General features: G+C 62.9%; 19 protein-coding genes. 16 read left to right on the top strand and 3 right to left on the bottom strand.

From position 1 onward, the window contains the following. Nucleotides 1-137 precede the first annotated feature (137 nt). Nucleotides 138-1415: a serine/threonine transporter gene (locus AC07W0_RS13685; RefSeq protein ID WP_057004649.1), complete on the bottom strand. Its 1278-nt coding sequence runs from the start codon at nucleotides 1413-1415 to the stop codon at nucleotides 138-140. Nucleotides 1416-1903: 488 nt separating this feature from the next. On the opposite strand from AC07W0_RS13685, the gene AC07W0_RS13680 reads away from it, so the two are divergent. The 6 genes from AC07W0_RS13680 to AC07W0_RS13655 all read left to right on the top strand — a co-directional run bounded on the left by AC07W0_RS13680 (nucleotide 1904) and on the right by AC07W0_RS13655 (nucleotide 7573). Beyond that, nucleotides 1904-2428 carry a cysteine hydrolase family protein gene (locus AC07W0_RS13680; RefSeq protein ID WP_102617564.1) on the top strand — a complete coding sequence of 175 codons (525 nt, stop codon included), beginning with the start codon at nucleotides 1904-1906 and terminating at the stop codon, nucleotides 2426-2428. 141 nt (nucleotides 2429-2569) lie between these two features. After that, on the top strand, nucleotides 2570-3523 hold the full coding sequence (locus tag AC07W0_RS13675; protein WP_017846472.1) for a 2-hydroxyacid dehydrogenase: 954 nt from the start codon (nucleotides 2570-2572) through the stop codon (nucleotides 3521-3523). 129 nt (nucleotides 3524-3652) lie between these two features. Continuing rightward, nucleotides 3653-4720, top strand: a complete 1068-nt coding sequence (locus AC07W0_RS13670) for a phosphotransferase family protein (RefSeq protein ID WP_046383649.1) — start codon at nucleotides 3653-3655, stop codon at nucleotides 4718-4720. Nucleotides 4721-4751: 31 nt separating this feature from the next. Next, nucleotides 4752-5519 carry an SDR family oxidoreductase gene (locus AC07W0_RS13665; RefSeq protein WP_017846474.1) on the top strand — a complete coding sequence of 256 codons (768 nt, stop codon included), beginning with the start codon at nucleotides 4752-4754 and terminating at the stop codon, nucleotides 5517-5519. Between the two features lie 132 nt (nucleotides 5520-5651). Beyond that, complete coding sequence (pdxR, locus tag AC07W0_RS13660; RefSeq protein ID WP_102617565.1) at nucleotides 5652-7085, top strand: MocR-like pyridoxine biosynthesis transcription factor PdxR; 1434 nt, start codon at nucleotides 5652-5654, stop codon at nucleotides 7083-7085. Between the two features lie 83 nt (nucleotides 7086-7168). Further along, nucleotides 7169-7573 (top strand): cupin domain-containing protein, encoded by a 405-nt coding sequence (locus tag AC07W0_RS13655; RefSeq protein ID WP_017846476.1) that lies wholly within the window; start codon nucleotides 7169-7171, stop codon nucleotides 7571-7573. 14 nt (nucleotides 7574-7587) lie between these two features. Here the strand turns inward: AC07W0_RS13655 and AC07W0_RS13650 are convergent, their stop codons facing one another. After that, nucleotides 7588-8217, bottom strand: a complete 630-nt coding sequence (locus AC07W0_RS13650; RefSeq protein ID WP_102617566.1) for a DNA-3-methyladenine glycosylase I — start codon at nucleotides 8215-8217, stop codon at nucleotides 7588-7590. A 216-nt stretch (nucleotides 8218-8433) separates the two neighbouring features. On the opposite strand from AC07W0_RS13650, the gene AC07W0_RS13645 reads away from it, so the two are divergent. The 3 genes from AC07W0_RS13645 to AC07W0_RS13635 all read left to right on the top strand — a co-directional run bounded on the left by AC07W0_RS13645 (nucleotide 8434) and on the right by AC07W0_RS13635 (nucleotide 11282). Further along, complete coding sequence (locus AC07W0_RS13645) at nucleotides 8434-9759, top strand: C4-dicarboxylate transporter DctA (protein ID WP_173677810.1); 1326 nt, start codon at nucleotides 8434-8436, stop codon at nucleotides 9757-9759. Nucleotides 9760-9868: 109 nt separating this feature from the next. Then, nucleotides 9869-10570 (top strand): FadR/GntR family transcriptional regulator, encoded by a 702-nt coding sequence (locus tag AC07W0_RS13640; RefSeq protein WP_017846479.1) that lies wholly within the window; start codon nucleotides 9869-9871, stop codon nucleotides 10568-10570. 16 nt (nucleotides 10571-10586) lie between these two features. Beyond that, nucleotides 10587-11282: a GntR family transcriptional regulator gene (locus AC07W0_RS13635; RefSeq protein ID WP_102617568.1), complete on the top strand. Its 696-nt coding sequence runs from the start codon at nucleotides 10587-10589 to the stop codon at nucleotides 11280-11282. 127 nt (nucleotides 11283-11409) lie between these two features. Here AC07W0_RS13635 and AC07W0_RS13630 read toward each other — a convergent pair whose 3' ends face one another. Further along, nucleotides 11410-16278 carry an NAD-glutamate dehydrogenase gene (locus AC07W0_RS13630; protein WP_102617569.1) on the bottom strand — a complete coding sequence of 1623 codons (4869 nt, stop codon included), beginning with the start codon at nucleotides 16276-16278 and terminating at the stop codon, nucleotides 11410-11412. Nucleotides 16279-17104: 826 nt separating this feature from the next. Here AC07W0_RS13630 and AC07W0_RS13625 point away from each other — a divergent pair. The 7 genes from AC07W0_RS13625 to AC07W0_RS13595 all read left to right on the top strand — a co-directional run bounded on the left by AC07W0_RS13625 (nucleotide 17105) and on the right by AC07W0_RS13595 (nucleotide 24446). Continuing rightward, nucleotides 17105-17455: a hypothetical protein gene (locus AC07W0_RS13625; RefSeq protein WP_079444019.1), complete on the top strand. Its 351-nt coding sequence runs from the start codon at nucleotides 17105-17107 to the stop codon at nucleotides 17453-17455. Nucleotides 17456-17603: 148 nt separating this feature from the next. Beyond that, on the top strand, nucleotides 17604-18563 hold the full coding sequence (locus tag AC07W0_RS13620; protein ID WP_003218556.1) for an AAA family ATPase: 960 nt from the start codon (nucleotides 17604-17606) through the stop codon (nucleotides 18561-18563). Between the two features lie 5 nt (nucleotides 18564-18568). Further along, nucleotides 18569-19501, top strand: coding sequence for a DUF58 domain-containing protein (locus AC07W0_RS13615; RefSeq protein WP_017846483.1), 933 nt, complete (start codon nucleotides 18569-18571; stop codon nucleotides 19499-19501). Then, entirely contained in the window at nucleotides 19498-19992 is a 495-nt protein-coding gene (locus AC07W0_RS13610; protein ID WP_017846484.1) for a DUF4381 domain-containing protein, read from the top strand. The genes AC07W0_RS13615 and AC07W0_RS13610 overlap by 4 nt, the downstream gene beginning before the upstream one ends. Further along, nucleotides 19985-21073, top strand: a complete 1089-nt coding sequence (locus AC07W0_RS13605; RefSeq protein WP_017846485.1) for a vWA domain-containing protein — start codon at nucleotides 19985-19987, stop codon at nucleotides 21071-21073. The genes AC07W0_RS13610 and AC07W0_RS13605 overlap by 8 nt, the downstream gene beginning before the upstream one ends. Next, the gene (locus AC07W0_RS13600) at nucleotides 21070-22809 is read left to right on the top strand and encodes a tetratricopeptide repeat protein (RefSeq protein WP_017846486.1); all 1740 of its coding nucleotides are present in this window, start codon (nucleotides 21070-21072) and stop codon (nucleotides 22807-22809) included. Before AC07W0_RS13605 ends, AC07W0_RS13600 begins: the two co-directional genes overlap by 4 nt. After that, nucleotides 22806-24446 (top strand): BatD family protein, encoded by a 1641-nt coding sequence (locus tag AC07W0_RS13595; RefSeq protein WP_017846487.1) that lies wholly within the window; start codon nucleotides 22806-22808, stop codon nucleotides 24444-24446. Before AC07W0_RS13600 ends, AC07W0_RS13595 begins: the two co-directional genes overlap by 4 nt. Nucleotides 24447-24555 lie beyond the last annotated feature (109 nt).

Genomic DNA, 24555 nt, shown 5'->3' with positions numbered 1-24555 from the left:
CCATCCATCCTGGCTAAAAATGTGTTCCAGCTTAGCGCCCATTGCCGTGCGGCGGTTGCGCCGTGTCAGGTTTTCCGAGCGAAAAAAAGGCCGACTCGCCACGCGTGCGAATCGGCCCTGTTCGGTGCAGCGTGCGGTCAGGAGAGCAGCGAGTAAATCAGCGCAGTAATCGCCACCAGGCCGACCGCCGTGACAAACACGTTGGACGCCTGCCCGCGGTACTTGGCCATCGCCGGCACCTTGCGGATCGCGTACATCGGCATCAGGAACAGGATCGACGCAATGATCGGCCCGCCCAATGTCTCGATCATGCGAAGGATGCTCGGATTGAGCGTGGCGACGATCCAGCACACCACCAACATGAAGGCGGCGGTCATGCGGTCCAGGGTCTTCGGTGCCGGACGCCGGCCGGTTTTCGCGACCAGACCCTTGAGGCCTTCACTGGCGCCGATGTAATGGCCCAGGAACGACTTGGCAATCGCCACGAACGCAATCAGCGGCGCGGCGAAGGCGATGGTCCGGTTGTCGAAGTGGTTGGCCAGGTACGACAGGATCGACAGGTTCTGTGCTTTCGCTTCAGCCAGTTGCGCCGGCGACAGGGTCAGCACGCAACTGAACACGAAGAACAGCACCATCGCCACCATCAACAGGTGCGCGCGCGACAGGATCTGCGAACTGCGCTCATCGGCATGCGCGCCATACTGACGCTTCTGGTCCACCGCAAAGGCCGAGATGATCGGCGAATGGTTGAACGAGAACACCATCACCGGAATCGCCAGCCACAAGGTGTTGAGCAACGCCGAAGGCGCCGGGACCACGTTGGCGGTGCTGAGAATGCCGCCGTTCCAGTGCGGGATCAGGTACACCGCCAGGAACAGCAAGGCGACGATGAACGGGTACACCATCAGGCTCATGGCCTTGACGATCGCCTGCTCACCGCAACGCACCACGGCCAGCAGGCCGAGGATCAGCACAAACGCCAGGATCGCCCGTGGCGGCGGCATGATGTGCAACTGGTGCTCCATGAAGCTGCCGACGGTATTGGTCAGCGCCACGCTGTAGATCAGCAGGATCGGGAAAATCGCCAGGAAGTACAGCAAGGTGATCAGCGCGCCGGCCTTGACGCCGAAATGCTCTTCGACCACGTCGGTGATGTCGGAACCTTCACGGCCGGACAGCACGAAACGCGTCAGGCCACGGTGGGCAAAGAACGTCATCGGGAAGGCCAGCAGCGCCAGGATCACCAGCGGCCAGAAGCCGCCGAGGCCGGCGTTGATAGGTAGAAACAAAGTGCCGGCACCAATCGCCGTGCCAAACAAGCCAAGCATCCAGGTGGTGTCCTGACGGCTCCAGCTTGTAAGGATTACAGGTGTCGTGACATAGCGTTCGTCGACGCTATTGGCCTGATCATTCATCCAGTCGGATCTCCGCATTTCCACAGCCGGCACGAGTCAGAAAAACCTGACAGGCAGCGCCCCGGCTATAACAGGGGCGCGATTGTCCGGGATTCTTTTAAATAAGCAAAGGCTTAGCTGAGGAATGGTTAAGCGGTGCAGAGGCTCAAGGACGAGGTTGTCGGCTATTTTTTTGCGCGCTTGGCGTGAAGAGCCCCCTGGGTAGTCACGTGTCAGACGAGTCCCTTGTGGATGCCCGAAATATCGTCACGCCTTATAAGAAGTTGCCTGCGACGCTTGACAGCCAAACTTATGCCCCAGCATGATCGGCCATGAACCTTTTTCAGCAGCACCTCACCCGCACCACCACCACGACCGCTTCCGGCGGGTCGTGCGGTTGCTGTGGGTGCTTGAACTAGACACCTCACGGATTCAACCCAAGGCCCCGCCAGCAATGGACGGGGCCTTTTTTATTGCGCCGCCATCCGGCACGCGAAAGGAGCAACACCATGGCTGACGCCCTGCTGATCATCGATATGCAAACCGGCCTGTACGATGGCCCGGAGCACCCCTTCGAACGCGAACGGGTGCTGCAGACCATCAACCAACTGATCGGGCGCGCGCGCCACGCCGGCGCACCGATCTTCGTCGCTCGCCACACAGGCCCGGCGGGCTCCGCGATTGCCGCGGGCAGCCCGTATTGGCAGGTGTGGCATGAGCTGGATGTCGATGAAGCGCGTGACCAGTTCTTCAATAAAACCCGGCCCAGTTGTTTCCTCGGCACCGATCTGGCGCAGCGACTGCGCGCGATGCAGCTCAATAAGCTGGTGATTGTCGGGATGAAAACCCAGTTCTGCATCGATACCACTTGCCGCGTCGCAGTCGAACTGGGGTTCTCGGTGATACTGCCCGAAGACGGCCACACCTGCATGGACACTGCAACGCTGTCGGCGGCGGCGATCATCGAACATCACAATGCCACGTTGGCCGGGGCGTTTGTGCAACGCGTGAGCGCCGCCGCGATCAGTTTCTGACAACGCAATACCGTAGGGGGCACGCGTCGCCCCCAACACCTGCAAGCTCGGCCCTACGACGATTTTTCTGCCACGGCAAAGCGATTTTGCTGACAAATCCCGCATACTCTTGCTCTCAAAACCTTCAGGAAGAGCCGTCCGATGACAACCACTGTTCTGGTCCTGGTCGAAACCATCAACGAATACCTGCCCATCATCGAAAGCAATGACTTTCATGTGATCCTGGCACCGACGCCCGCCGAACGCGCCCAGGCCATCAAGGCCCACGGCGGGCAGATCAAGGCCGTACTGACGCGTGGCCCGCTGGGCCTGTATGCCGAAGAAATCGCCGCGCTGCCGTTGCTGGAGATCATCTGCGTGATCGGTGCCGGCTATGAGCATGTCGACCTGCAGGCAGCAAGCAACCGCGGGATCGTGGTGACCAACGGCGCCGGGGTGAACGCGCCTTCGGTGGCGGACCACGCCATGGCCTTGCTGCTGTCATTGGTGCGCGGCATTCCGCAAACGGACGCGGCAGTGCGCCACGGCGAGTGGCCCAAAGTGATGCGCCCTTCCCTGGGCGGCAAGCAACTGGGGATTCTCGGCCTCGGCGCGGTGGGCCTGGAGATCGCCAAGCGCGCCGCCCTCGGGTTCGGCATGCAGGTGAGTTACCACAACCGCCAGCCGCGCGATGACGTGGACTACATCTATTGCTCGACCGCCGTGGAGCTGGCACACACCTCGGACTTCCTGATCCTGGCCACGCCCGGCGGCCCGGGCACGCGCCACCTGATCGATCGGCATGCCCTGGATGCATTGGGGCCGAACGGCTACCTGGTGAATATCGGCCGTGGCAGCGTGGTGGTGACCGCCGACCTGGTCGCCGCCCTGGAACAGCGCCGTATCGGCGGCGCGGCACTGGATGTGTTCGACGACGAGCCCAAGGTGCCCGATGCCCTCAAGCGCCTGAGCAATACCGTGCTGACCTCCCATGTGGCCGGGCTGTCGCCGGAAGCCGCCCACGATACGGTGCAACGGGTGGCCGACAACCTGCTGGAGTACTTCGCCGGCCGGCCGGTGCTGACGCCGGTCGCCTTGCCCCCGCCCGAAAAATGACCGATCAGGCACGCTGATCATCATCCAACACGCGAACCTATTAAGCCGCCCCGACCTTGTGGCCGGGCGGCTGGGCGCATTAGATTAGCCAATAGTCCGAGGCCTTTAGAATAAGCAGAAGGGATAAGCATGGCGCTGAACGACCAATCGACCCAGATCCGCCCAGGCGAAGAACTTGATGCCAGCCTGATCGATCCCTACCTCAAGGCCCATATCCCGGGCCTGAGCGGCACGCTCAAGATCAGCCAATTCCCCGGCGGTGCGTCCAACCTGACCTACCTGCTGGAATACCCGGGCCAGGAATTCGTGCTGCGCCGCCCGCCGTTCGGGCACAAGGCCAAATCGGCCCATGACATGGGTCGCGAGTTCCGCATTCTCAATCAGCTGAAAGACGGCTTTCCCTACTGCCCCAAGGCCTACGTGCATTGCACCGATGAATCGGTGATCGGCGCCGAGTTCTATGTGATGGAGCGCGTCAACGGCATCATCCTGCGCTCCGACCTGCCGGCCGAACTGGGCCTGGACGCGAGCAGGACCGAAGCGCTGTGCAAAAGCTTTATCGACAAGTTCGTCGAACTGCACCAAGTGGACTACAACGCCTGCGGCCTGGCCGACCTGGGCAAGCCCGAGGGGTACGTGGAACGCCAGATCCGCGGCTGGAGCGACCGCTACGAAAAAGCCCTGACCCCCGACGCACCTCGCTGGGAGGCCGTGCGCGCCTGGCTCAACGACAAGATGCCAGCCGACCATCCCACTTCCAGCATCGTGCATAACGACTACCGCTTCGACAACGTGATCCTCGACCCGCACAACCCGATGCAGATCATCGGCGTGCTGGACTGGGAGCTGACCACCCTCGGCGACCCGCTGATGGACCTGGGCAACACCCTCGCCTACTGGATCGAAGCCGCCGACCCGGCGCCCGTGCAACTGATGCGCCGCCAGCCGAGCAACGCACCGGGCATGCTCACGCGTCGCCAGTTCGTCGACTATTACGCCGAGCGCGCCGGCCTTGAGATCGACAATTTCGACTTCTACTACACCTACGGCCTGTTCCGCCTGGCCGGCATCGTGCAGCAGATCTACTACCGTTTTTTCCATGGACAGACCCAGGACAAACGCTTTGCGCAGTTCATTCAGATGAACAAGCTGCTGGAGCAGATGAGCCTGAATGTCATCGGCAAATCCGCCCTCTGATCGACCGAGCCAAGACCCACAAGGAACCCCCATGTCCAAGACCAACCTGTTCGACCTCGACGGCAAGATCGCTTTTGTCTCCGGCGCCAGCCGTGGCATCGGTGAGGCCATCGCCAAATTGCTGGCCCAGCAAGGCGCCCACGTGATCGTGTCCAGCCGTAAGCTGGAAGGCTGCCAGCACGTAGCGGATGCGATCATCGCCGACGGCGGCAAGGCCACTGCGGTTGCCTGCCATATCGGTGAAATGGAGCAGATCAGCCAGGTCTTCGCCGGCATCCGCGAGCAGTTCGGCCGCCTGGACATCCTGGTCAACAACGCCGCGACCAACCCGCAATTCTGCAACGTGCTGGACACCGACCTGGGCGCCTTCCAGAAAACCGTGGACGTGAATATTCGCGGCTACTTCTTCATGTCGGTGGAAGCCGGCAAGCTGATGCGCGAAAACGGCGGCGGCAGCATCATCAACGTGGCCTCGATCAACGGCATCTCGCCGGGCGTGTTCCAGGGCATCTACTCGGTGACCAAGGCCGCGGTGATCAACATGACCAAGGTGTTCGCCAAGGAGTGCGCCGAATTCGGCATCCGCTGCAACGCCCTGCTGCCAGGCCTGACCGACACCAAGTTCGCCTCGGCGCTGGTGAAGAACGACGCGATCCTGAAAATGGCCCTGGCGCAGATCCCGCTCAAGCGCGTAGCGGACCCGAGTGAGATGGCCGGCGCGGTGCTGTACCTGGCCAGCGATGCATCCAGCTACACCACCGGGGTGTCGCTGAACGTGGACGGTGGTTTCCTGTCCTGACCACATAAGCAGCACAATCCGCAGGTGGGAGCAGGCCCGCTCCCACTTTTTTTATCGCGTTGTCATACAGCCCCTTTGGAGCAAACGTCGCCAGCGAGTAGTCTTGGACCGACTCAGCCCCTCAGGAAAAACATGGAACTGCACGTGATCATCAACGGCCGCAAGGACCTGGCCGAACAGCTTTACCAGCAACTGCGCGAAGCCATCGACTCCGGCCGCCTGGCCGCCGGGGCGCAACTGCCGCCCAGCCGCCTGCTGGCCGCGCAACTGGGCGTGTCACGCAAGACCGTGTCCGACACCTACGCCACCCTGACCTACGAAGGCCTGCTGGTGGGCAAGATCGGACACGGCACCTTCGTCAACAGCCGCACTCCGCCGACCGAACGCCTGCAAACCGCCACCGACCTGGCCTGCGCCGCCAACCTGGCGAAGTGGCAGGCACTGCCCTCACCCATGCATCACCCCACGCGCGACAGTGCCCTGCGCTACGAATTCCTCGGCGGCGCCACCAGCCGCCACCAATTCCCCCAGGACGAATGGCGACGCTGCACCCAGGACGCCCTGCGCCGTATTGCCCAGAACAGTGGCCTCTACAGCCAGACCGAAGGCCTGCCGGCGTTGCGCAGCGCCATCGCCGGGCACATTGCGTTTTCCCGTGGGGTCAAATGCAGCGCCGACGACATCGTGGTCACCAACGGCGCGCAGCAGGCTCTCGACCTGATCGCCCGCGTCGTGCTGGAGCCGGGCAGCATCGTCGCCATGGAAGACCCCGGCTACACCCCCGCGCGCCAGTTGTTCATGGCGATGGGGGCAAACGTCATCGGCGTGCCCGTCGACGATCAGGGCATTCAGGTCGAGCGGATCCCCGACGGTGCGCGGCTGATCTATGTGACACCGTCCCACCAGTTCCCCCTCGGCATGCCCATGAGCCAGGCACGCCGTGAAGCCCTGCTGGCCCGTGCGTTCGAGCTGGGGGCGATGGTTATCGAAGACGACTACGACAGCGAATTCCGCTACGAAGGCCGTCCCACCGACTCCCTGCAAAACATGGACACCCGAGGCGTGGTGACTTACGTCGGCACCTTCTCCAAAACCCTGCTGCCGGAGTTGCGCCTGGGCTATGCGGTACTGCCGCCAGCCCTTTATGGCGCGGTGCTCAAGGCCAAGCAATTGACCGATCAACACAGCTCCACCTTGCCGCAATGGGCGTTGGCCAAGTTCATCAGCGAAGGCTATCTGCTCAAGCATATTCGCCGCTGCCACAGCGTGTATGCCGGGCGCCGCGAGCGCATCCTGCAGCGCCTGGCGGGCGACCTGGCGCCGTGGTTCGAAGCGGTGCCCACCGTGGCCGGTTTTCATATGGCGGCCCTGTGCAAGGTGCCGGTGAATATTGCGTTGTTGATGCAGCTGGCACGCCAGGTCGACGTGGGCCTGTACCCGCTCGACGTGTTTTTTCACGACACGCCAGTACGCCCGGGCCTGATCATCGGTTTCGGCGCGATCGAAACCCTGGACATCGACCCGGCCCTGGACAAGGTGCGCGACATTCTCCAGCAGATTGGCTAGAGGTTTTTCGGCTGGATTGGTCATTGGTCGGCGGGAGCACGCGGCGTAGGGTGAAGACCTCTCGAACGACTCGGAAACTCGCCATGAAACGCTCACTCGCAACCGCCCTGATACTGGCCTCGTTCAGTGCCTTCGCCCATGAACCGGTGTACAACCAGGAGTCGATCAAGGTTCTGCAAGAGCACGCCCTGAGCAACGTGCCCGGCAAGAAAACCATCATGCTGAGCGTCGATTACGCCGCGGGCCAGGCCACCGTGCCCCACAGCCATACCGGCACTGCCGTGGCTTACGTGCTGGAGGGCGCGATCACGTCGCGGGTCAACGATGAACCGGCGATCACCTACACGGCCGGCCAGTCATTCTACGAACCGGCGGGCTCGCGGCACTTCGAGTCGAGCAATGCCAGCCAGACCCGACCGGCGAAACTGCTGGTGGTGATGGTGCTGGATGACAAGGCTGAGGTGCTCACCCCTCTGGCGCACGAATAGCACCGCTGCGAGACTCAAGGGCGATTGAATCGACGGCGCAGTGCTTCGATCGGCTCGCGGCAGGCACAGCCTTCAAGATGGTCATTGACCATCCCCGTCGCCTGCATCAACGCATACATCGTGGTCGGCCCCACGTAGGTCCACCCGCGTTTCTTCAAGGCCTTCGACAAGCGCACCGAAGCCGGTGACGTCGGGTTGGCGCTCCAATACGCCAGATCCACCCGCGCCGGGCGTTCGTCTGGCGTCGGTTCGAACGACCATAGCCATTTCGCCAACGAACCGCTTTCCGCCACCAACTCGCACGCCCTGCGCGCATTGTTGAGGGTCGAGACGATCTTCGCGCGGTTGCGCACAATGCCAGGGTCAGCCATCAGGCGTTCGATATCCGCTTCGCCGTACTGCGCCACACGGCGGAAATCAAAACCGTCGAACGCCCGCCGAAAATGCTCGCGCTTGCGCAGGATGGTGATCCACGCCATCCCTGCCTGAAACCCCTCCAGGCAAATCTTCTCGTACAACTGAATGTCATCCGCCACCGGCACGCCCCATTCATGGTCGTGGTAATGCGGATATTCCGGCGCAGCGGTACGCCAACTGCAATGGGTCAGCCCTGCGTCGTTGGTGGTCAGTCCTGGTTTGTCCATCCGTCACCTCGCGTACTCAGCGGCGGATGATAAGCGAAAAAATTTGCGCCCCGTCAACCGCTCAAGCACCGCCCTCGCAGAGCAACTGGTCAGACCGCAACCGGACAAGCCGCGAAAATCACTTGTGACCTGGAAAAAACCCAGCGTAGACTGGCCACGCACTGGACTTACCGGTATGACCACAACAATTAAGCCCTGGACCCACCAGGGCACCGAATAGAGATCCCTCCCATGTTCAGATGGTGCTCGCGTTCGATTTTCCTGCAAGTCGTGATCGGTCTGATGCTCGGCATCCTCTGCGGCCTGGCCCTTCCCGAATTCTCCTCGCAACTCAAACCCCTGGGTGACGGTTTCATCAAATTGATCAAGATGTTGATTGGCCTGATCGTGTTCTGCGTGGTGGTCAGCGGTATCTCCGGCGCCGGCGACTTGAAAAAGGTCGGGCGCATCGGCCTCAAGTCGGTGATCTATTTCGAAGTGCTGACCACCGTCGCCCTGGTGATCGGCCTGCTCATGGCCTTCAGCACCGGCATCGGCAGCGGTGCGAATATCCACCTGGAGCAATTGTCCTCCGCCGGCTTGCATGAACTGGCCGACAAGGGCCAACACATCAAGGGCACCAGCCAGTTCCTGATGGACCTGATCCCCAACTCGGTGATCGGTGCGTTTGCCGACAACAACGTGCTGCAAGTGCTGCTGTTCTCGGTGCTGTTCGGCAGCGCCTTGAACCTGGTGGGTGAAGCGGCGTCGGGCATTTCGCGGCTGATCAACGAGCTGAGTCACGTGATCTTCCGCATCATGGGCATGATCGTGCGCCTGGCGCCGATCGGCGTGTTCGGCGCGATCGCCTTTACCACCAGCACCTACGGCCTGGACTCACTGCAGCACCTGGGCAGCCTGGTAGGCCTGTTCTACCTGACCTGCTTTATGTTTGTCGGGGTGATCCTCGGCCTGGTGATGCGCCTGTCCGGCCTGCGCATGCTGCCGCTGCTCAAGTACCTGCGCGAAGAGCTGCTGATCGTGATGGGCACCGCCTCATCCGACGCGGTGCTGCCACAGATCATGCGTAAACTGGAACACTTGGGCATCGGCAGTTCCACCGTGGGCCTGGTGATTCCGACAGGCTATTCGTTCAACCTCGACGGTTTCTCGATCTATCTGACCCTGGCCATCGTGTTTATCGCCAACGCTACCGGCACACCGCTGTCGATGACCGACTTGCTGACCATCCTGCTGGTATCGTTGATCACCTCCAAGGGCGCCCATGGCATTCCGGGGTCGGCGCTGGTGATTCTGGCGGCGACACTCACGGCCATCCCGGCGATTCCGGTGGTCGGCCTGGTGCTGGTATTGGCGGTGGATTGGTTCATGGGCATCGGCCGTGCATTGACCAACCTGATCGGCAACTGCGTCGCCACCGTGGCCATTGCGCGCTGGGAAAAAGACATCGATATCCAGCGCGCCAACAAGGTACTCGCCGGCCAGCAGGGCTATGCGTTCCAGGCTAAAAAGCCGGTAGTGCCCGCGCACCAGGAGTTCTGACCCATTGGCATCAGCGACACAGATCACCAGTGGGAAGGAGCTTGCTCTCTCCCACACTCAATCGTCGCCTTTGTGGCAATTGTATTCGCAACATCAAGGAGCAATCGACGTGGTCACCCCCTCAACCGTCGTCAATTCAGTCGTAGAAAAACTCCGCGCCTCCCTAGCGCGGGGCCAGTGGCGGCGCGGTGAAATGCTGCCCGGTCAGCGTGAACTGGCCGAACAGCTGGGCATCAGCCGCCCCAGCCTGCGTGAAGCCGTGATCGTGCTGGAAACCCTCGGCCTGGTGCGCTCGATGCCCGGCAAAGGCGTGGTGGTGCTCGAAACCCACGTCAACGAGGCGCAATCGAGCGACGCCGTGGCCGACGCCAGCCTCGAAGATATCCTGCAACTGCGCTACACCCTCGAACCGTTTATTGTCGGCCTGGTGGCCCAATCCATCAGCAGCAAAGAGGTTGGCCAACTGCGCCTGACCCTGATGGACATGCGCGAAGCCCTCGACGCTGGCGACGCCGAAGCCGGGATGAATGCCTACATTGCCTTCCACGAAGAACTGTTCGCCCTCACCTCCAACCCGATCTTCCAGAACGTGGTGCAACAAACCAGCAACGCTCTCAAGCAGAGCGCACAGGTGCTGCGCAACTCCCCGGAACACCTGGCAGAACGCCTGCAGGAAAACGATGCCGTGGTGCGCGCCATCCGCAACAAGAACAGCGCCCTGGCCAGTGCCGAAATGCGCAAGCACATCCTCCAGGAAGGCCTGCGCATGGGCATTCGCTTGACCATCCCGGACGACCATCTGGGCAGTTGATTTTTGGAGACCGGCCATGACCGCCCACGCCTTGCCACGCGACCTGCCCATCACCGGCCTGCCCGCCATGTGCCTGGTGGCCGGTAAAAAGCCCTCGGTGAATGACATCTACCCACGGCTGTTCGACGCCATTCTCGAACAGCGCATCGCCCCGTCCACCCGGTTGACCGAGGAAAGCATGGGCCAAACCTTCGGAGTGAGCCGCAGCGTGATTCGCCGGGTGTTGGCCAAGTTGTCGCACCAGCACGTGATCATCCTGCGCCCCAACCAGCGCGCCCAGGTAGCCGCACCGGATGCCCAGCAGACGCGGCAGATTCTGGAAGCGCGGCGGTTGACGGAGATCACGGTGGTACAACTGGCCTGCGCCCAGGCCACACCGATGCAGATCCGCCAGTTGCGCGAGCTGATTGCCCGCGAGCGTGATTGTATTGAACGCGACCAGCGTGGGCCGGCGATTCGCTTGTCGGGGGAGTTTCATCTGCAATTGGCGGCGATGGCGGGGAATGCGCCGTTGGCGCAGTTTCTCAACAGCCTGGTGCCGTTGACGTCGCTGATCATTGCCCAGTACGAGGCGCAAGCCAGCAGCTATTGTGCGTGGCAGGAGCATGTGGCGATTGTCGATGCCATCGAGCAACGGGCCTCTGGCATTGCGGTGAACTTGATGACCCGGCACCTGGATCACCTGGAGACCCGACTACTCAAGCACCACTGATCCCAAGTCGATGGTGCTCACAATGAAGAAGGGGGATTGCCCCCGATAGTGGTGGATCAGTCATACAGGTGTTGACTGATCCATCGCTATCGGGGCAAGCCCCCTCCCACAGTTGTTTACCGCTCGATCAAACCGATGCCAGCACCGACTGACCGCTCAATGCCAGGTCAAGCAACTCACGGTTGGCCACCGCGTACATGGCGTAGTCCGTGCCGACCGCAGCACGGATTTCCACCATCATTGCGCGCCAGCGATCGGCCATGTCCTGGTGCTGCTCAAGCCACAGGGCCACGCGGGCTTCCATGTCTTGTGGCGCTTCGGCCATTTGCAGTACGGAAATGGTGATCGCCCGTTGCTGCCAGTCCACGTCGTCGCGGAAGGCTTCGCGAGCCTGGGCCTGCCAGTTGTTGGCGACCGGCAGATCGCTGATCTGCTGCAGGTACCATGGCAAGTCCAGGGCGCTGCCGACGGCGAAGTAGGCCTTGGCCACTTCGGCGGCGTCATGCCCGGTCACGTCGGCGGCTTCGATGATCGGCAGCAAGGTGTACAGGTGCGTCGTGCCTGCAACCATGCGTGCCAACAACTCCGGTACGCCGGCTTCGGTGTAGGCCTGGTAACGGGTCTGCCAGCCTTCGCGGGTCGGGCCTTCGAGCAGTTCGTCGAGTTTGAGACCCAGTGCGGCCAGGTGCGGACCGAAGTGCGCGGTGTCACGCCCGGCATCCTGCTCGTTGCGACGGCTGCGCAGGAACCAGCGCGTGGCACGACGGCCCAGGCGCATCAGCTCGTCCATCAGCTCCAGTTGCACGTCGGCGGAGACCTGGTGGTCCAGGGCTTCGATCTGACGGAACCAGTGCGGGAGATGGAAAATGTCGCGCACGATCACATAGGCGCCCGCCACGTTGGCCGGGCTCATGCCGGTCGACTCTTTGAGCCGCTGCACGAAGGTGATGCCCATGTGGTTGACCAGGTCGTTGGCGATCTGGGTGCTGACGATCTCGCGCTTCAGACGGTGGCGACGCATCGCCTCGCCGAACTTGGCCACCAGGCTCGGTGGGAACGCGGTCTCCATGTCACGGGTCAGGTACTCGTCATCCGGCACCTGCGACTTGAGCAGGGCTTCCTTGAGGTCGATCTTGCTGTACGAGATCAGCACCGACAGCTCCGGACGGGTCAGGCCCTTGCCGGTGGCGGCGCGTTCGGTGAGCTGCTCCTCGGTCGGCAGATACTCGATGGCGCGGTCCAGCTTGCCACGGCTTTCCAGGTCGCTCATCAGGCGTTTGTACTCGGCCGCACGCTCGTAGGCACGGCGGGCGGCCAGGGACAGGGCCTGGGTCTGCTTGTAGTTGTTGCCCAACACCAGGCTGCCGACTTCGTCGGTCATGCTCGCCAGCAACTGGTTGCGTTGCTTGTCGGTCATGTCGCCGGCCTGCACCACTTCGTTGAGCAGGATCTTGATGTTCACTTCGTGGTCGGAGCAGTCCACGCCGCCGGCGTTGTCGATGAAGTCGGTGTTCGAACCGCCGCCATTGAGGCCGAATTCCACACGCCCCAGTTGGGTCATGCCGAGGTTACCGCCCTCGCCCACCACCTTGCAGCGCAGCTCGTTGCCGTTGACGCGCAGGGCGTCGTTGGCCTTGTCGCCCACATCGGCATGGCTTTCGGTGCTGGCCTTGACGTAAGTGCCGATACCGCCGTTCCACAACAGGTCCACCGGCGCCTTGAGCAAGGCGTTCAGCAGTTCGGTCGGGGTCAGTTTGTCAGCCTGGATGTCGAAGCGTTCTTTCATCTGTGGCGAGATGGCAATGCTCTTCGCGCTGCGCGAGAAGATACCGCCGCCTTCGGACATGATGCTGGTGTCGTAGTCGCTCCACGCCGAACGCGGCAGCTCGAACATGCGCTGACGCTCGACGAAGCTGGTCGCCGGGTTCGGGTTCGGGTCGATGAAGATATGCAGGTGGTTGAAGGCCGCGACCAGTTGCAGCTTGTCGGACATCAACAGGCCGTTACCGAACACGTCGCCGGCCATGTCGCCGACGCCGACCACGGTGATGCTGTCTTCCTGCACGTTGATGCCGCGCTCACGGAAGTGACGCTGCACACCGACCCACGCGCCCTTGGCGGTGATGCCCATTTTCTTGTGGTCGTAACCGGCCGAACCGCCGGAGGCGAATGCATCGCCGAGCCAGAAGCCGTAGTCGATGGCGATACCGTTGGCGATGTCGGAGAACGTCGCGGTGCCTTTGTCGGCCGCGACCACCAGGTACGGGTCATCGCCGTCATGCCGCACGACGTTGACCGGCGGCACCAGGGCGCCATCCTTGAGGTTGTCGGTGATGTCCAACAGGCCGGAAATGAAGATGCGGTAGCAGGCGATGCCCTCGGCCGCGATCTCGTCGCGACTACCGCCCAGTGGCAAGCGGCGCGGCAGGAAGCCGCCCTTGGCGCCCACCGGCACGATCACCGAGTTCTTCACTTGCTGGGCTTTTACCAGGCCGAGCACTTCGGTGCGGAAGTCTTCTTCACGGTCGGACCAGCGCAGGCCGCCGCGCGCGACATTACCGAAGCGCAGGTGGACACCCTCGACCCGTGGCGAGTAGACGAAGATTTCAAACTTCGGTACTGGCTTGGGCAGCTCGGGAATGGCCCGCGGGTCGAACTTGAAGCTGAAGTACGCCTTGTTCTGGCCGTTGGCGTCGGTCTGGTAGAAGTTGGTGCGCAGGGTCGCTTTGATGAGGTCCAGGTAGCGACGCAGGATGCGGTCTTCGTTGAGCACCTGAACCTCGTCCAGGGCACTGAGGATCGCGTGTTCCAGGCGTTGCTGCTTGTCTTCCAGGTCGTCGGCGGTGAGCTTGCGCGCCAGGTAGAAGCGCGTCTTGAACAACCGGGTCAACTCGCGGGCGATGTCGGTGTGGTTGTTCAGGGTGCTGGCGATGTAACCCAGGTCGAAGCCCAGGCGGATCTGTTTCATGTAACGCGCGTAGGCACGCAGCAGCGCCACGTCGCGCCACGGCAGGCCAGCGGTGAGTACCAGGCGGTTGAACGCATCGTTCTCGGCATCGCCGTGGACGATATGCACGAACGCGTCCTGCAGGGTGTCGTTGAGCTGCTGGATATCCAGGTTCACGCCTTCGGCGGCGATGAACGCGAAATCATGGATCCAGAACTCACGGCCATTGGCATGACGCAGGCGGTACGGGAATTCGCCCAGCACGCGCAGGCCGAGGTTTTCCAGGATCGGCAATACGTCGGACAGCGCCAGCGGGGTGTCGGCATGGTAGAGCTTGCAATGCAGCTCACGCTGGCCGGACGCCTGGCCCAGCGGCTGATAGAAGCTCATCACCAACGGGTTGGCTTCGGTGAGGCTGAGCAAGTGCTGCATGTCGACCACCGCCGAATGCGCAGCAAAACGCTCGCGGTAGCCGGCCGGGAAACCTTTCGGGAAATCCGCCAGCACGTTGGTGCCGTGGGCTTCGCCGAAGCTTTCGACCACCAGGCTGGAATAGTCGTCCTGCCAGCTGCGGCAGGCCTGCACCACTTCTTTTTCCAGTTGCAGCGGGTCGATGTCCAGGCGGTTCTTCGGGTCGACCCGCAGAATCAGTTGCACACGGGCCAGCACGGACTCGGAGAAGAACGTCCAGAATTCGCAGTCCGAGGCTTTCAGGCGATCCATCAGCACTTGCTGGATCTTCTGGCGCACTTCGGTGGAATAGATATCTCGCGGCACGTAGGCCAGGCAGTAGCAGAAACGCCCGTAGGGGTCTTTGCGCAGGAACACGCGGATCTTGTTGCGTTCCTGGATCTGCACGATCGACATCACGGTGCTGAACAGCTCGTCGACCGGGGTCTGGAACAGGTCGTCACGCGGCAGTACTTCGACCACCTGCGCCAGTTCCTTGCCCAGGTGCGCCTTGGCCTGGAAGCCCGAGCGGCGTTCGATTTCCGCGACCTTGCGGCGGATATAAGGAATCACCCGCACGCTTTCACCGTACACCGACGAGGTGTACAGGCCCATGAAGCGGCATTCCTTGATGACCTTGCCGTCGGCGTCGATCTCGCGGATCGACACGTAGTCCGGATAAGCCGGACGATGCACGCGGCTCGGGTGTGCGGCCTTGGCGAACGACAACACGGTCGGCTCGCGCAGGTAGGACACAGCGTAGTCTTCGATGCGCAGGTCGTCGGCGGTGAGGCCAGCGCGCAGCAGCTTGGTCAGACCGAGGAAGGAGCCAGCGTCATATTCGATATGACCACCGTCCGCCTCGTCACGTACCACGAACTCTTCATAGCCGAGGAAGGTGAAGTGGTTGCCCACCAACCATTCCAGGAAGTTCTTGATCTCGGCTTGTTCTTCGCCGTCGATGCTGAACCGGCTGGCGTCGATACCGACCAGCAGTTCCTGGACCTTGGCTTTCATCGGCTCGAAATCGGCCACGGCCACGCGCACTTCGCCCAGTACCTGCTCCAGCTCTTTGCTCAGCACGTTCAGTTCGGCGGCGTTGGCGCAGCGGTCGATTTCCAGGTACATCAGCGATTCTTGCTGGATGCCTTCGCCCTGGGTGCCCTTGGCCAGAATTTCCAGCAATTCGCCCTTGCTGCCACGGCGCGTGCTGAGCACGGTGGTTTGCAGGGTGTGGATGCTGTAGCCGCGGCGGTTCAGCTCGGTACGCACCGAGTCCACCAGAAATGGCAGGTCATGGTGCAGCACTTCGACCGCGGTGTGGGTCGACTGCCAACCATGACGTTCGTAATCGGGGTTGTAGACCCGCACCTGGGGTTCGGTGTGGTCGAAGCGCTCAAGCAGGCGCCAGGCAGACAGGGTGCAACCGGCCAGGTCGGAAAGGCGACGTTGGGTCAGTTCGTCCAGGGAAATGATGCCGAAAAATTGTTCAGCGAACAGCGCCACTTGTGGCAGTGCCTGTTCACTGATGTGCTGCGCCAGTGCCGCTTGCAGTTGATGCTGGAAGTCGGCCTTGCTGGCTGCGGTGAAGAACGCCATCTGTGGTACTCCGCTTGGGCTTGTTATTGATGGAAGCGTCGCGTGTTATCCCCTTGCGGGGAGACCGTCAGCCCTGTTCGCAGGTAACGATACAAGCACCATAAACGAATCAGGGTGACAGGTGGGTGAAGCTGGACAAGACGATCAGGTCACATACAACTTCCATTGGACATACACCTTGCCAGGCGACGGTGTGACGGGCAGGTCAGGCTCCCAGCAGTGAGCACATCCGTTGCGCAGCTTAACGAGTGTAGGAAGACAGCTGCTTGCGGCGCTGCGACATATTCGGTCATCGGCTGGCAACGAAGGGTTGCACAAAGGGCAACCACACACACCGAACTACAAAAAAGCCGGTCACCGGCGCTGATTTCAAGCCAATGATAGCTAACACACGCGAAGCCCGTCGGCACATACCTACGGCACATCAAGCAAGGGACCTCAAACATCAGGGAACTTTTCCTGCGCCAACCGCCAATCAAAAAAACACAGGGAGCGTGGTTTACCGACCGCCATCTATCGCAGGCCCGTCATGATTACGCCAACAGCACCCTCGCCCATCATTTCGCAACCCACCTCGTCACCGGATAACATCAATCCGCCGATTTCGTTCGCCGACAGCGGCGTATATTCTGCGCAATGGGATAAATATAATCAGGCGGCCCCCAGGCCACAGCCGACAGGCGTACCGCCGTTTAGATAGTCAACCTATAAAAAAGGCAAAATCGTTGTGCTCAAGCCATGACGCACTGATGAAATTCACACCGACATAAATATGGCGGCAGTGGCAAAATCCCCCTTTTGCGGCCAATAAACCCATAGGACTGCCATGCAATTGATCACTACCAACCTGATCGCCAACCCATGTGACGAAGAAGAAGACAACATGGCCATGCTCTGCTGCCATAGCGCTAAGGGCGAGATGTTCATACTGGCCCGTTACCCGGATGAAGACGAGGTGGAGCTGACCTGGGACGACGAACCATCGACCCTCGAGGGCCTGAAGGTCACGCTGAGTGACAGCACGTTGCTGATTGAGCTGGCGGCAGGCGATGCCGATGCGCTGGGCGGCAAGGATCACTTGGAGATTCTGCACAGCACCGCCCCTGAGGATATGGCTGAAGTTGAAGAAACCCTGCAGAACATTCTCAGGGGCACAGGCACTTATATCCGTGCCTGAGGCTACTGACACACAAAATTCCTACACGTTTTGCGAAAAATACCCCGCGCGCCGTTAGTCGCCGCCCCCCCCGATGCATTAAAGTAAGCCCCCCAGGCCCGGCGTTTTTTCTCGACGCTCGGGCTCATCTCTCCAGGAACCGTCATCGATGGAACATCGTGAAGCGCTGCTTGCGCTGCGAACCTTTCTTTCTACGCAGATTCTCGGCCAGGAAAAACTCATCGAGCGCCTGCTGATCGCCTTGCTTGCCGACGGCCATATGCTGGTGGAAGGCGCGCCGGGCCTGGCCAAGACCAAGGCCATCAAGGAGTTGGCCGAAGGCATCGAAGCGCAGTTCCATCGTATCCAGTTCACCCCCGACCTGTTGCCCGCCGACATCACTGGCACTGAAATCTATCGCCCCGAAACCGGCAGCTTCGTGTTCCAGCAGGGGCCGATCTTCCACAACCTGGTGCTGGCGGACGAAATCAACCGCGCCCCGGCCAAGGTGCAGTCGGCCTTGCTCGAAGCCATGGCCGAGCGCCAGGTCAGTGTGGGTCGCAGTACTTACGAGCTGTCGCCGCTGTTTCTGGTGATGGCCACGCAAAACCCCATCGAGCAGGAAGGCACCTACCCACTGCCCGAAGCCCAGCTCGACCGTTTCCTGATGCACGTCAAGATCGGTTTCCCGGACGCGGCCGTCGAGCGGCGCATCCTGCAGCAGGCCCGTGGCGAGGCGCTCAACGGTGAAACCAAGCCTGAACGCCGCGTCAGCCAACAGGCGATCTTTGCCGCGCGCAAGGAAATCCTCGGGTTGTACATGGCCGATGCGGTGGAGGAATACCTGGTGCAATTGGTCATGGCCACGCGCACCCCGGCCAAATTCGACCCGGAAATGGCCGAGTGGATTGCCTATGGCGCCAGCCCCCGTGGCTCGATCGCCCTCGACCGTTGCGCCCGCGCCCACGCCTGGCTGGCCGGGCGAGACTTTGTCAGCCCGGAAGACATCCAGGCGGTGCTGTTCGACGTGCTGCGCCATCGCATCATTCTGTCGTTCGAAGCCGAAGCCGCCGGGATCGACCAGGACCGCGTGGTGCAACGCATTCTCGACGTCGTAGCCGTCGCTTGAAATCGATGAACGCCAGCGATGGAGTGCGCGTCACGCTCAGTGAATTGATTGAGATGCGCCACCGCGTGCGTGAAGTGCAGCTGTTTTCCACGCCGAGCCAGCGCAGCCCGCTGATCGGCCTGCACCACTCCAAGCTGCGCGGGCGCGGGGTCGACTTCGACCAGGTGCGCGTCTACCAGGCCGGCGACGATGTACGCACCATCGACTGGCGCGTGACCGCGCGCACCCAGGAACCGCACACCAAGCTGTTCCACGAAGAGCGCGAACGCCCGATTTTCATCATGGTGGAGCAAAGCTGCCGGCTGTTTTTCGGTTCGGGGCAGATGTTCAAGTCGGTGCTCGCGGCCCAGGCGGCCAGCCTGATCGGCTGGGCGGCGCTGGGGCATAACGACCGCGTCGGCGGGCTGGTCTTCGGCGACAACGAGCACTACGAAATCAAACCGCGGCGCAGCAAACAGAGCCTGCTGCAACTGCTCAACCGCCTGGTGCGGGTCAACCAGAGCCTGAGCACCGAGAGCGGCCCCGAAACCGACGCCCTGGGCCTGGCCCTGCGCCGTGGCCGTGAAGTGCTGCGCCCGGGCAGCCTGGTGATCGTGATCTGCGACGAGCGCGCACTGACCGAAGGTGCCGAACAACAGCTGAGCCTGTTGTCACGCCATTGCGACCTGTTGCTGTTGCCGATCTCCGACCCGCTCGACCACGCCCTGCCCGCCGCGGGGCTGCTGCGCTTTGCCGAACGCGGTGCGCAACTGGAACTGGACACGCTGAACTTCGATTTGCGCCAGGCCTACAAGGCCCAGGCCGAAGCGCGCAGCGCCCGCTGGGAACTGCTCGCGCAGAAACTGCGGGTATTGCTGATGCCCTTGAGCACCCAGAGCGAAATGGTCGAGCAACTGCGCGAATACCTCAACCCGCAACGCCCGGTTAAAAAGCAATGAGCAGCCTCGACCAACTCCAACCGCTGATCGCCCCACCGGCGATCGGTTTCTGGCCGCCTGCGCCAGGCTGGTGGCTGTTGCTGCTGGTGATCCCGCTGCTGGGCTGGGGCGTGTGGTGGCTGCGCCGTTTCCTGCCCACGCGGCGCCCCGTGTCCCGCGCCGAACAACCGCTCGACCCGCTGCGCATCGCCGCCCTGGCCGAACTGGCGCTGATGCCCAGACCCTACGACGGCGCGCCCGCCGGGGCCTGGCTGCAGCAACTCAACGGCCTGCTCAAGCGCCTGTGCCGCAACGACTACCCCTATAGCCAGAGCCACACCCTCAACGGCCGCAAATGGCTGGCGTTTCTCGATAACCGCTGCCCCGCCGCCGGCCTCACACGCTGGATGGTGCTGGTGGAAGGCGCCTATAAGCCCGAATGCAAACTCGACGACAAAGCCATCGCCGGCCTGACCCAGGCCGTCGACACCTGGATTCGCAAACATGTTTGAGTTCGCTTGGCCGTGGATCTTCGCCCTGCTGCCGTTGCCCTGGTTGATGCGCCTGGTGCTGCCGGCGGCCGACAGCGGCGAGCCCGCGCTGAAAGTCAGCTACCTCAGCGACCTCGAAGGCCTGGCGGGCCGCCGCGCACGCTCGAACCTGCCCGGCTGGCGGCAACAGGCGCCTTTCGTCGTGCTGTGGCTGCTGCTGTTGACCGCCGCCGCCCGCCCGGAATGGCTCGGCGAACCGCTGCCGATTGCCGCCAGCGGCCGCGATCTGCTGGTGGCGGTGGACGTGTCCGGCTCCATGGATTTCCCCGATATGCACTGGGAGGACGAAGACGTCAGCCGCCTGACCTTGGTCAAGCACCTGCTCGGCGACTTCCTTGAAGGGCGCGAAGGCGATCGCGTCGGCCTGATCCTGTTCGGCAGCCAAGCCTACCTGCAAGCGCCGCTGACCTTCGACCGCCACACGGTACGCACCTGGCTGGATGAAGCGCGCATCGGCATCGCCGGCAAGAACACCGCCATCGGTGACGCCATCGGCCTGGCCTTGAAGCGCCTGCGCCAGCGCCCGGCGCAAAGCCGCGTGCTGATCCTGGTGACTGACGGCGCCAACAACGGCGGCCGGATCGACCCGCTGACCGCCGCGCGCCTGGCCGCCGAAGAAGGCGTGAAGATCTATCCGATCGGTATCGGCGCCGATCCTGAACAAACCGGTTCCCTTGGCGTGCTGGGCGTCAACCCGAGCCTGGACCTAGACGAACCGGCGCTCAAGGCCATCGCCGAGGCCACCGGCGGCCGCTACTTCCGTGCCCGCGATGGCGCAGAGTTGCAAGCGGTCAAGGAAACCCTCGACCAACTCGAACCGGTCGAACAGCAACCGACCCAGGCGCGCCCGGCCCAGGCGCTGTACAGCGGCCCCCTGGCATTGGCGCTGATCCTCAGCCTGTTGCTGGTGGTGCAGGAGCGCTGGCCGAACAACACGCTGCAACGGCTGTTCAACAAACTGTCGACCAAGGGGCATTTTCTGCAACAGCACCCAGAATGGCGCCAGCGCCTCAAACGCCTGCGTTTGCGGAGGCGTCGATGATCGATCTGTGGCCGCACTGGTTCCGTCCCTGGTGGCTGTTGCTGCTGCCGCTGCTCGGCTGGTTGCTGTGGCAGCTGTGGCACCGGCAAAAGCGCGCCGGGCGCTGGCAGATGATCCTGCCGCCGGCGTTCCATGCCGTGCTGCTCAGCGGTGGCAATGGCCGTGAAAGCAAATCGCCGTGGGTGCTCCTCGGTATCGCCTGGCTGCTGGCAGTACTGGCCTTGCTCGGCCCCAGTTGGCAACGGGTGGAACAGACCAGCCAGAAGCCTTCCGACCCCTTGGTGGTGCTGCTCGAACTGACCCCGGAAATGCTCGCCACCGACAGCCCGCCCAGCCGCCTGGAGCAGGCACGGCGCAAGCTGTATGACTTACTGCAAGCGCGCAGCGACGCACAAACCGCCATCGTCGTGTATGCCGGCAGCGCCCACACCCTGGTGCCGCTGTCGGACGACCTGGCCACCAGCCGCAACCTGCTCGAAGCGCTACGCCCCTCGTTGATGCCCGAGCCCGGGCACCGCGCCGACCTGGCCGTGGAGAAAGCCCTCGGCCTGCTCAAGCAAGGCGGCCTCGGCCAGGGGCGCCTGTTGCTGATCGGCTCATCGCTGTCCAAGCAGGAACGCCAGGGCATCCGCTTGCTGCTGCAAGGCGGCCAGGCGCCAAGCCTGTCGATCCTCGGCATCGGTAGCCGCGAGGGCACGCCGGTGACCCTGGAGAGCGGCGAATTTCTCAAGGACGACCAAGGCGCCATCCTCGTGCCGCGCCTCGACAGCCCGACGCTCAAAGCCTTCGCCAGCGAAATGGGCGGCCGCTACCGTGCCGCGCGCCTGGACGACAAGGACCTGCGCCAACTGGGCATGCTCGACGCGCCGCAAGCCCTGCGCAACGACGGCCAACTGCTGCACCTCGACACCTGGGCCGACCAGGGTTACTGGCTGCTGCTGCCGTTGTTGCTGCTGGCCGCGTGCGCCGGGCGACGTGGCTGGTTGTTCTGCTTGCCGTTGCTGCTGCTTGGCGCACCGCAGCCCAGTTATGCCTTCGAACTCCAGGACCTGTGGCTGCGCCCCGACCAGCAAGGCCAGTACCTGCTGAAGAAAAAACGCCCCGCCGAAGCCGCCGAACGCTTCCAAGACCCGCAATGGCAAGGCGTGGCGCTGTACGAAGCGGGTAACTACGCCGAAGCCATCAAGCGTTTTGCCGAGGGCAGTGACGCCTACTCTCACTACAATCGCGGCAATGCACTGGCCAGGTCCGGTGAGCTGGAAGCAGCCATCGATGCCTACGAACAGGCGCTGGAAGCCCAGCCCGATCTGCTGCCGGCCCTGAAAAACAAGGCCCTGGTGGAAAGCCTGATACAACAACAGGCGCAGCCCGAGCCGGCCCCGCCCGCAAAAAACGAAGATGACGAAACCACCCAACCCGGCCAAACTGCGCAACCGGGCGCCAGCGCGCAAAGTGCCACGGGTGGCGAGCAATCGCCGCAAAACCCGGGCGAAGCCGGCACCGCCGAGACCCAGGCCGGCGCCACGCCACAAGCGGGCGGCAATGACGTGCCGGGCAGCGAGCTGGAGGACGAGCAAACCACCACCCCGCCGTTGCGCCCCAGCGGCGCCAGCCTGGACGACGAACATCGCCAGGCCCTGGAACAATGGCTACAGGAGATCCCGGACAACCCCGGCGAACTGCTGCGGCGCAAATTCTGGTACGAACAGCAACAGCATCAGGACAAGACTCGATGAGCCGCCGCACCACCCTTCTGCTTCTGCTCGCGTTGTCGGCAAGCCACGCCCAGGCGGCGAACCTGGTCGCCAGCGTCGACCGCAGCCGCCTCAATTCCGGGGAAACGGTGGAGCTGACGGTGGAATCCGGCGACGTCACGCAGTTCGGCAAACCCGACCTGTCGCCGCTGGAGGCGCAGTTCGAAGTCAGCGGCACGCGCCAGATCAACCAACTCACCACCCTCGGCGGCGATAACCACGCCACCACGCGCTGGATCATTACCCTGCTGCCCAAGCAGAACGGCACCGTGGTGATCCCGCCGCTGCAAGTGGGCGAATACACGACCCAGCCGATCAGCCTGCAAGTACTGGAAACCACCAGCCAGGACACCAACGCCGAACTCGCGCCGGTGTTCGTCGAGTCCAACCTCGACCAGAACACCGTGTACGTGCAGGCCCAGGCCCTGTTGACAGTACGCGTGTATCACTCGGTGTCGCTGTACGACGACAGCAGCCTCACACCGCTGCAGATTCCCGATGCGCGCATCGAGCAACTGGGCGAATCACGCACCTACGAGAAGGTCATCAACAGCATTCGCCACGGCGTGATCGAAACCCGCTACGCGATCTACCCGCAGCACAGCGGCAGCCTGACGATTGCCGCCCAGACCTTCAGCGCGACCCTGGTGGAATCGCGCCCGCCGCAGGAGAACACGCTGCAGGGCACCAAGCCGGGTAAGCTGATCCACGTCAGCTCCGCGCCCCTCGAGCTGACGGTCAAGCCCAAGCCCGAGCTGTACCCCGCCGAGGCGCCGTGGCTGCCGGCACGCAGCCTGACCCTGAGCGAAAACTGGAACCCCGAGCCGGACCACGTGCAGGTCGGCGATTCCCTGACCCGCAGCCTGACGGTCAAGGCCGAGGGCCTCTCCAGCGCACAACTGCCGGCACTGCCGAGCACCGAGATCAATGGCCTGCGCCGCTATCCGGACCAGCCGGTAGTCGGCAACCAGAACAACGACCGTGGCCTGATCGGCAGCCGAGAAGACCGCGAAGCCCTGGTGCCCACCCGCGCCGGCGCGCTGGACTTGCCAGCGGTGGAAGTGGTGTGGTGGAACACCCATGAGGACCACCTCGAACGCACCCGCCTGCCCGCCCGCACGCTGCAAGTAGCGAATAACCCGAGCCTGGTGGTGGACACGCCCGCGACACCGACCGTGATCACCGCCCCCGACGATAGCCGCCTGTGGCTGTGGCAACTGAGCACCCTGCTCCTTGCCTGCACCACGTTGCTGGGTTTTGGCCTGTGGTGGCGCGCACGCCGCCAGCCGGCGGTGCAACGCGCGGCACAAACCGGCCCGAGCCCGCGCACCCTGCTCGACGACCTCAAGCGCGCGACCCAGGCCAACGACCCCCAGGCCACCCGCCAGGCCCTCGACGCCTGGGCCCGGCAACAACCGGAAACCCTGGCCGACATGGCGGCGCGCTTCGTGCCGCTGTCCGACGCGCTGGATGGGTTGAACGGCGCGCTGTACAGCGAAAGCGGCCATTATTGGCTGGGCGAAGAACTGTGGCGTGCGGTAAAAGCCATTCCAATGGCCGACCGCGAGCAAGACCCGACGACCGACACCACCAGCTTGCCGCCGTTGTATCCCAAATAGCCCCCCTGATACGTCACGAATCGAAAGTCGGGACGGGTGGTGGGCCAGTCAACACCGAGCAAGCGGACCCACCACGCCGATAGCGGTGTATCAGTCAATTATGATGTCG

It is taken from the genome of Pseudomonas sp. GW704-F2, from assembly GCF_059423025.1.
The sequence above is the reverse complement of the archived record's forward strand: the minus strand, read 5'-3'. Positions and strand labels throughout refer to the sequence as shown.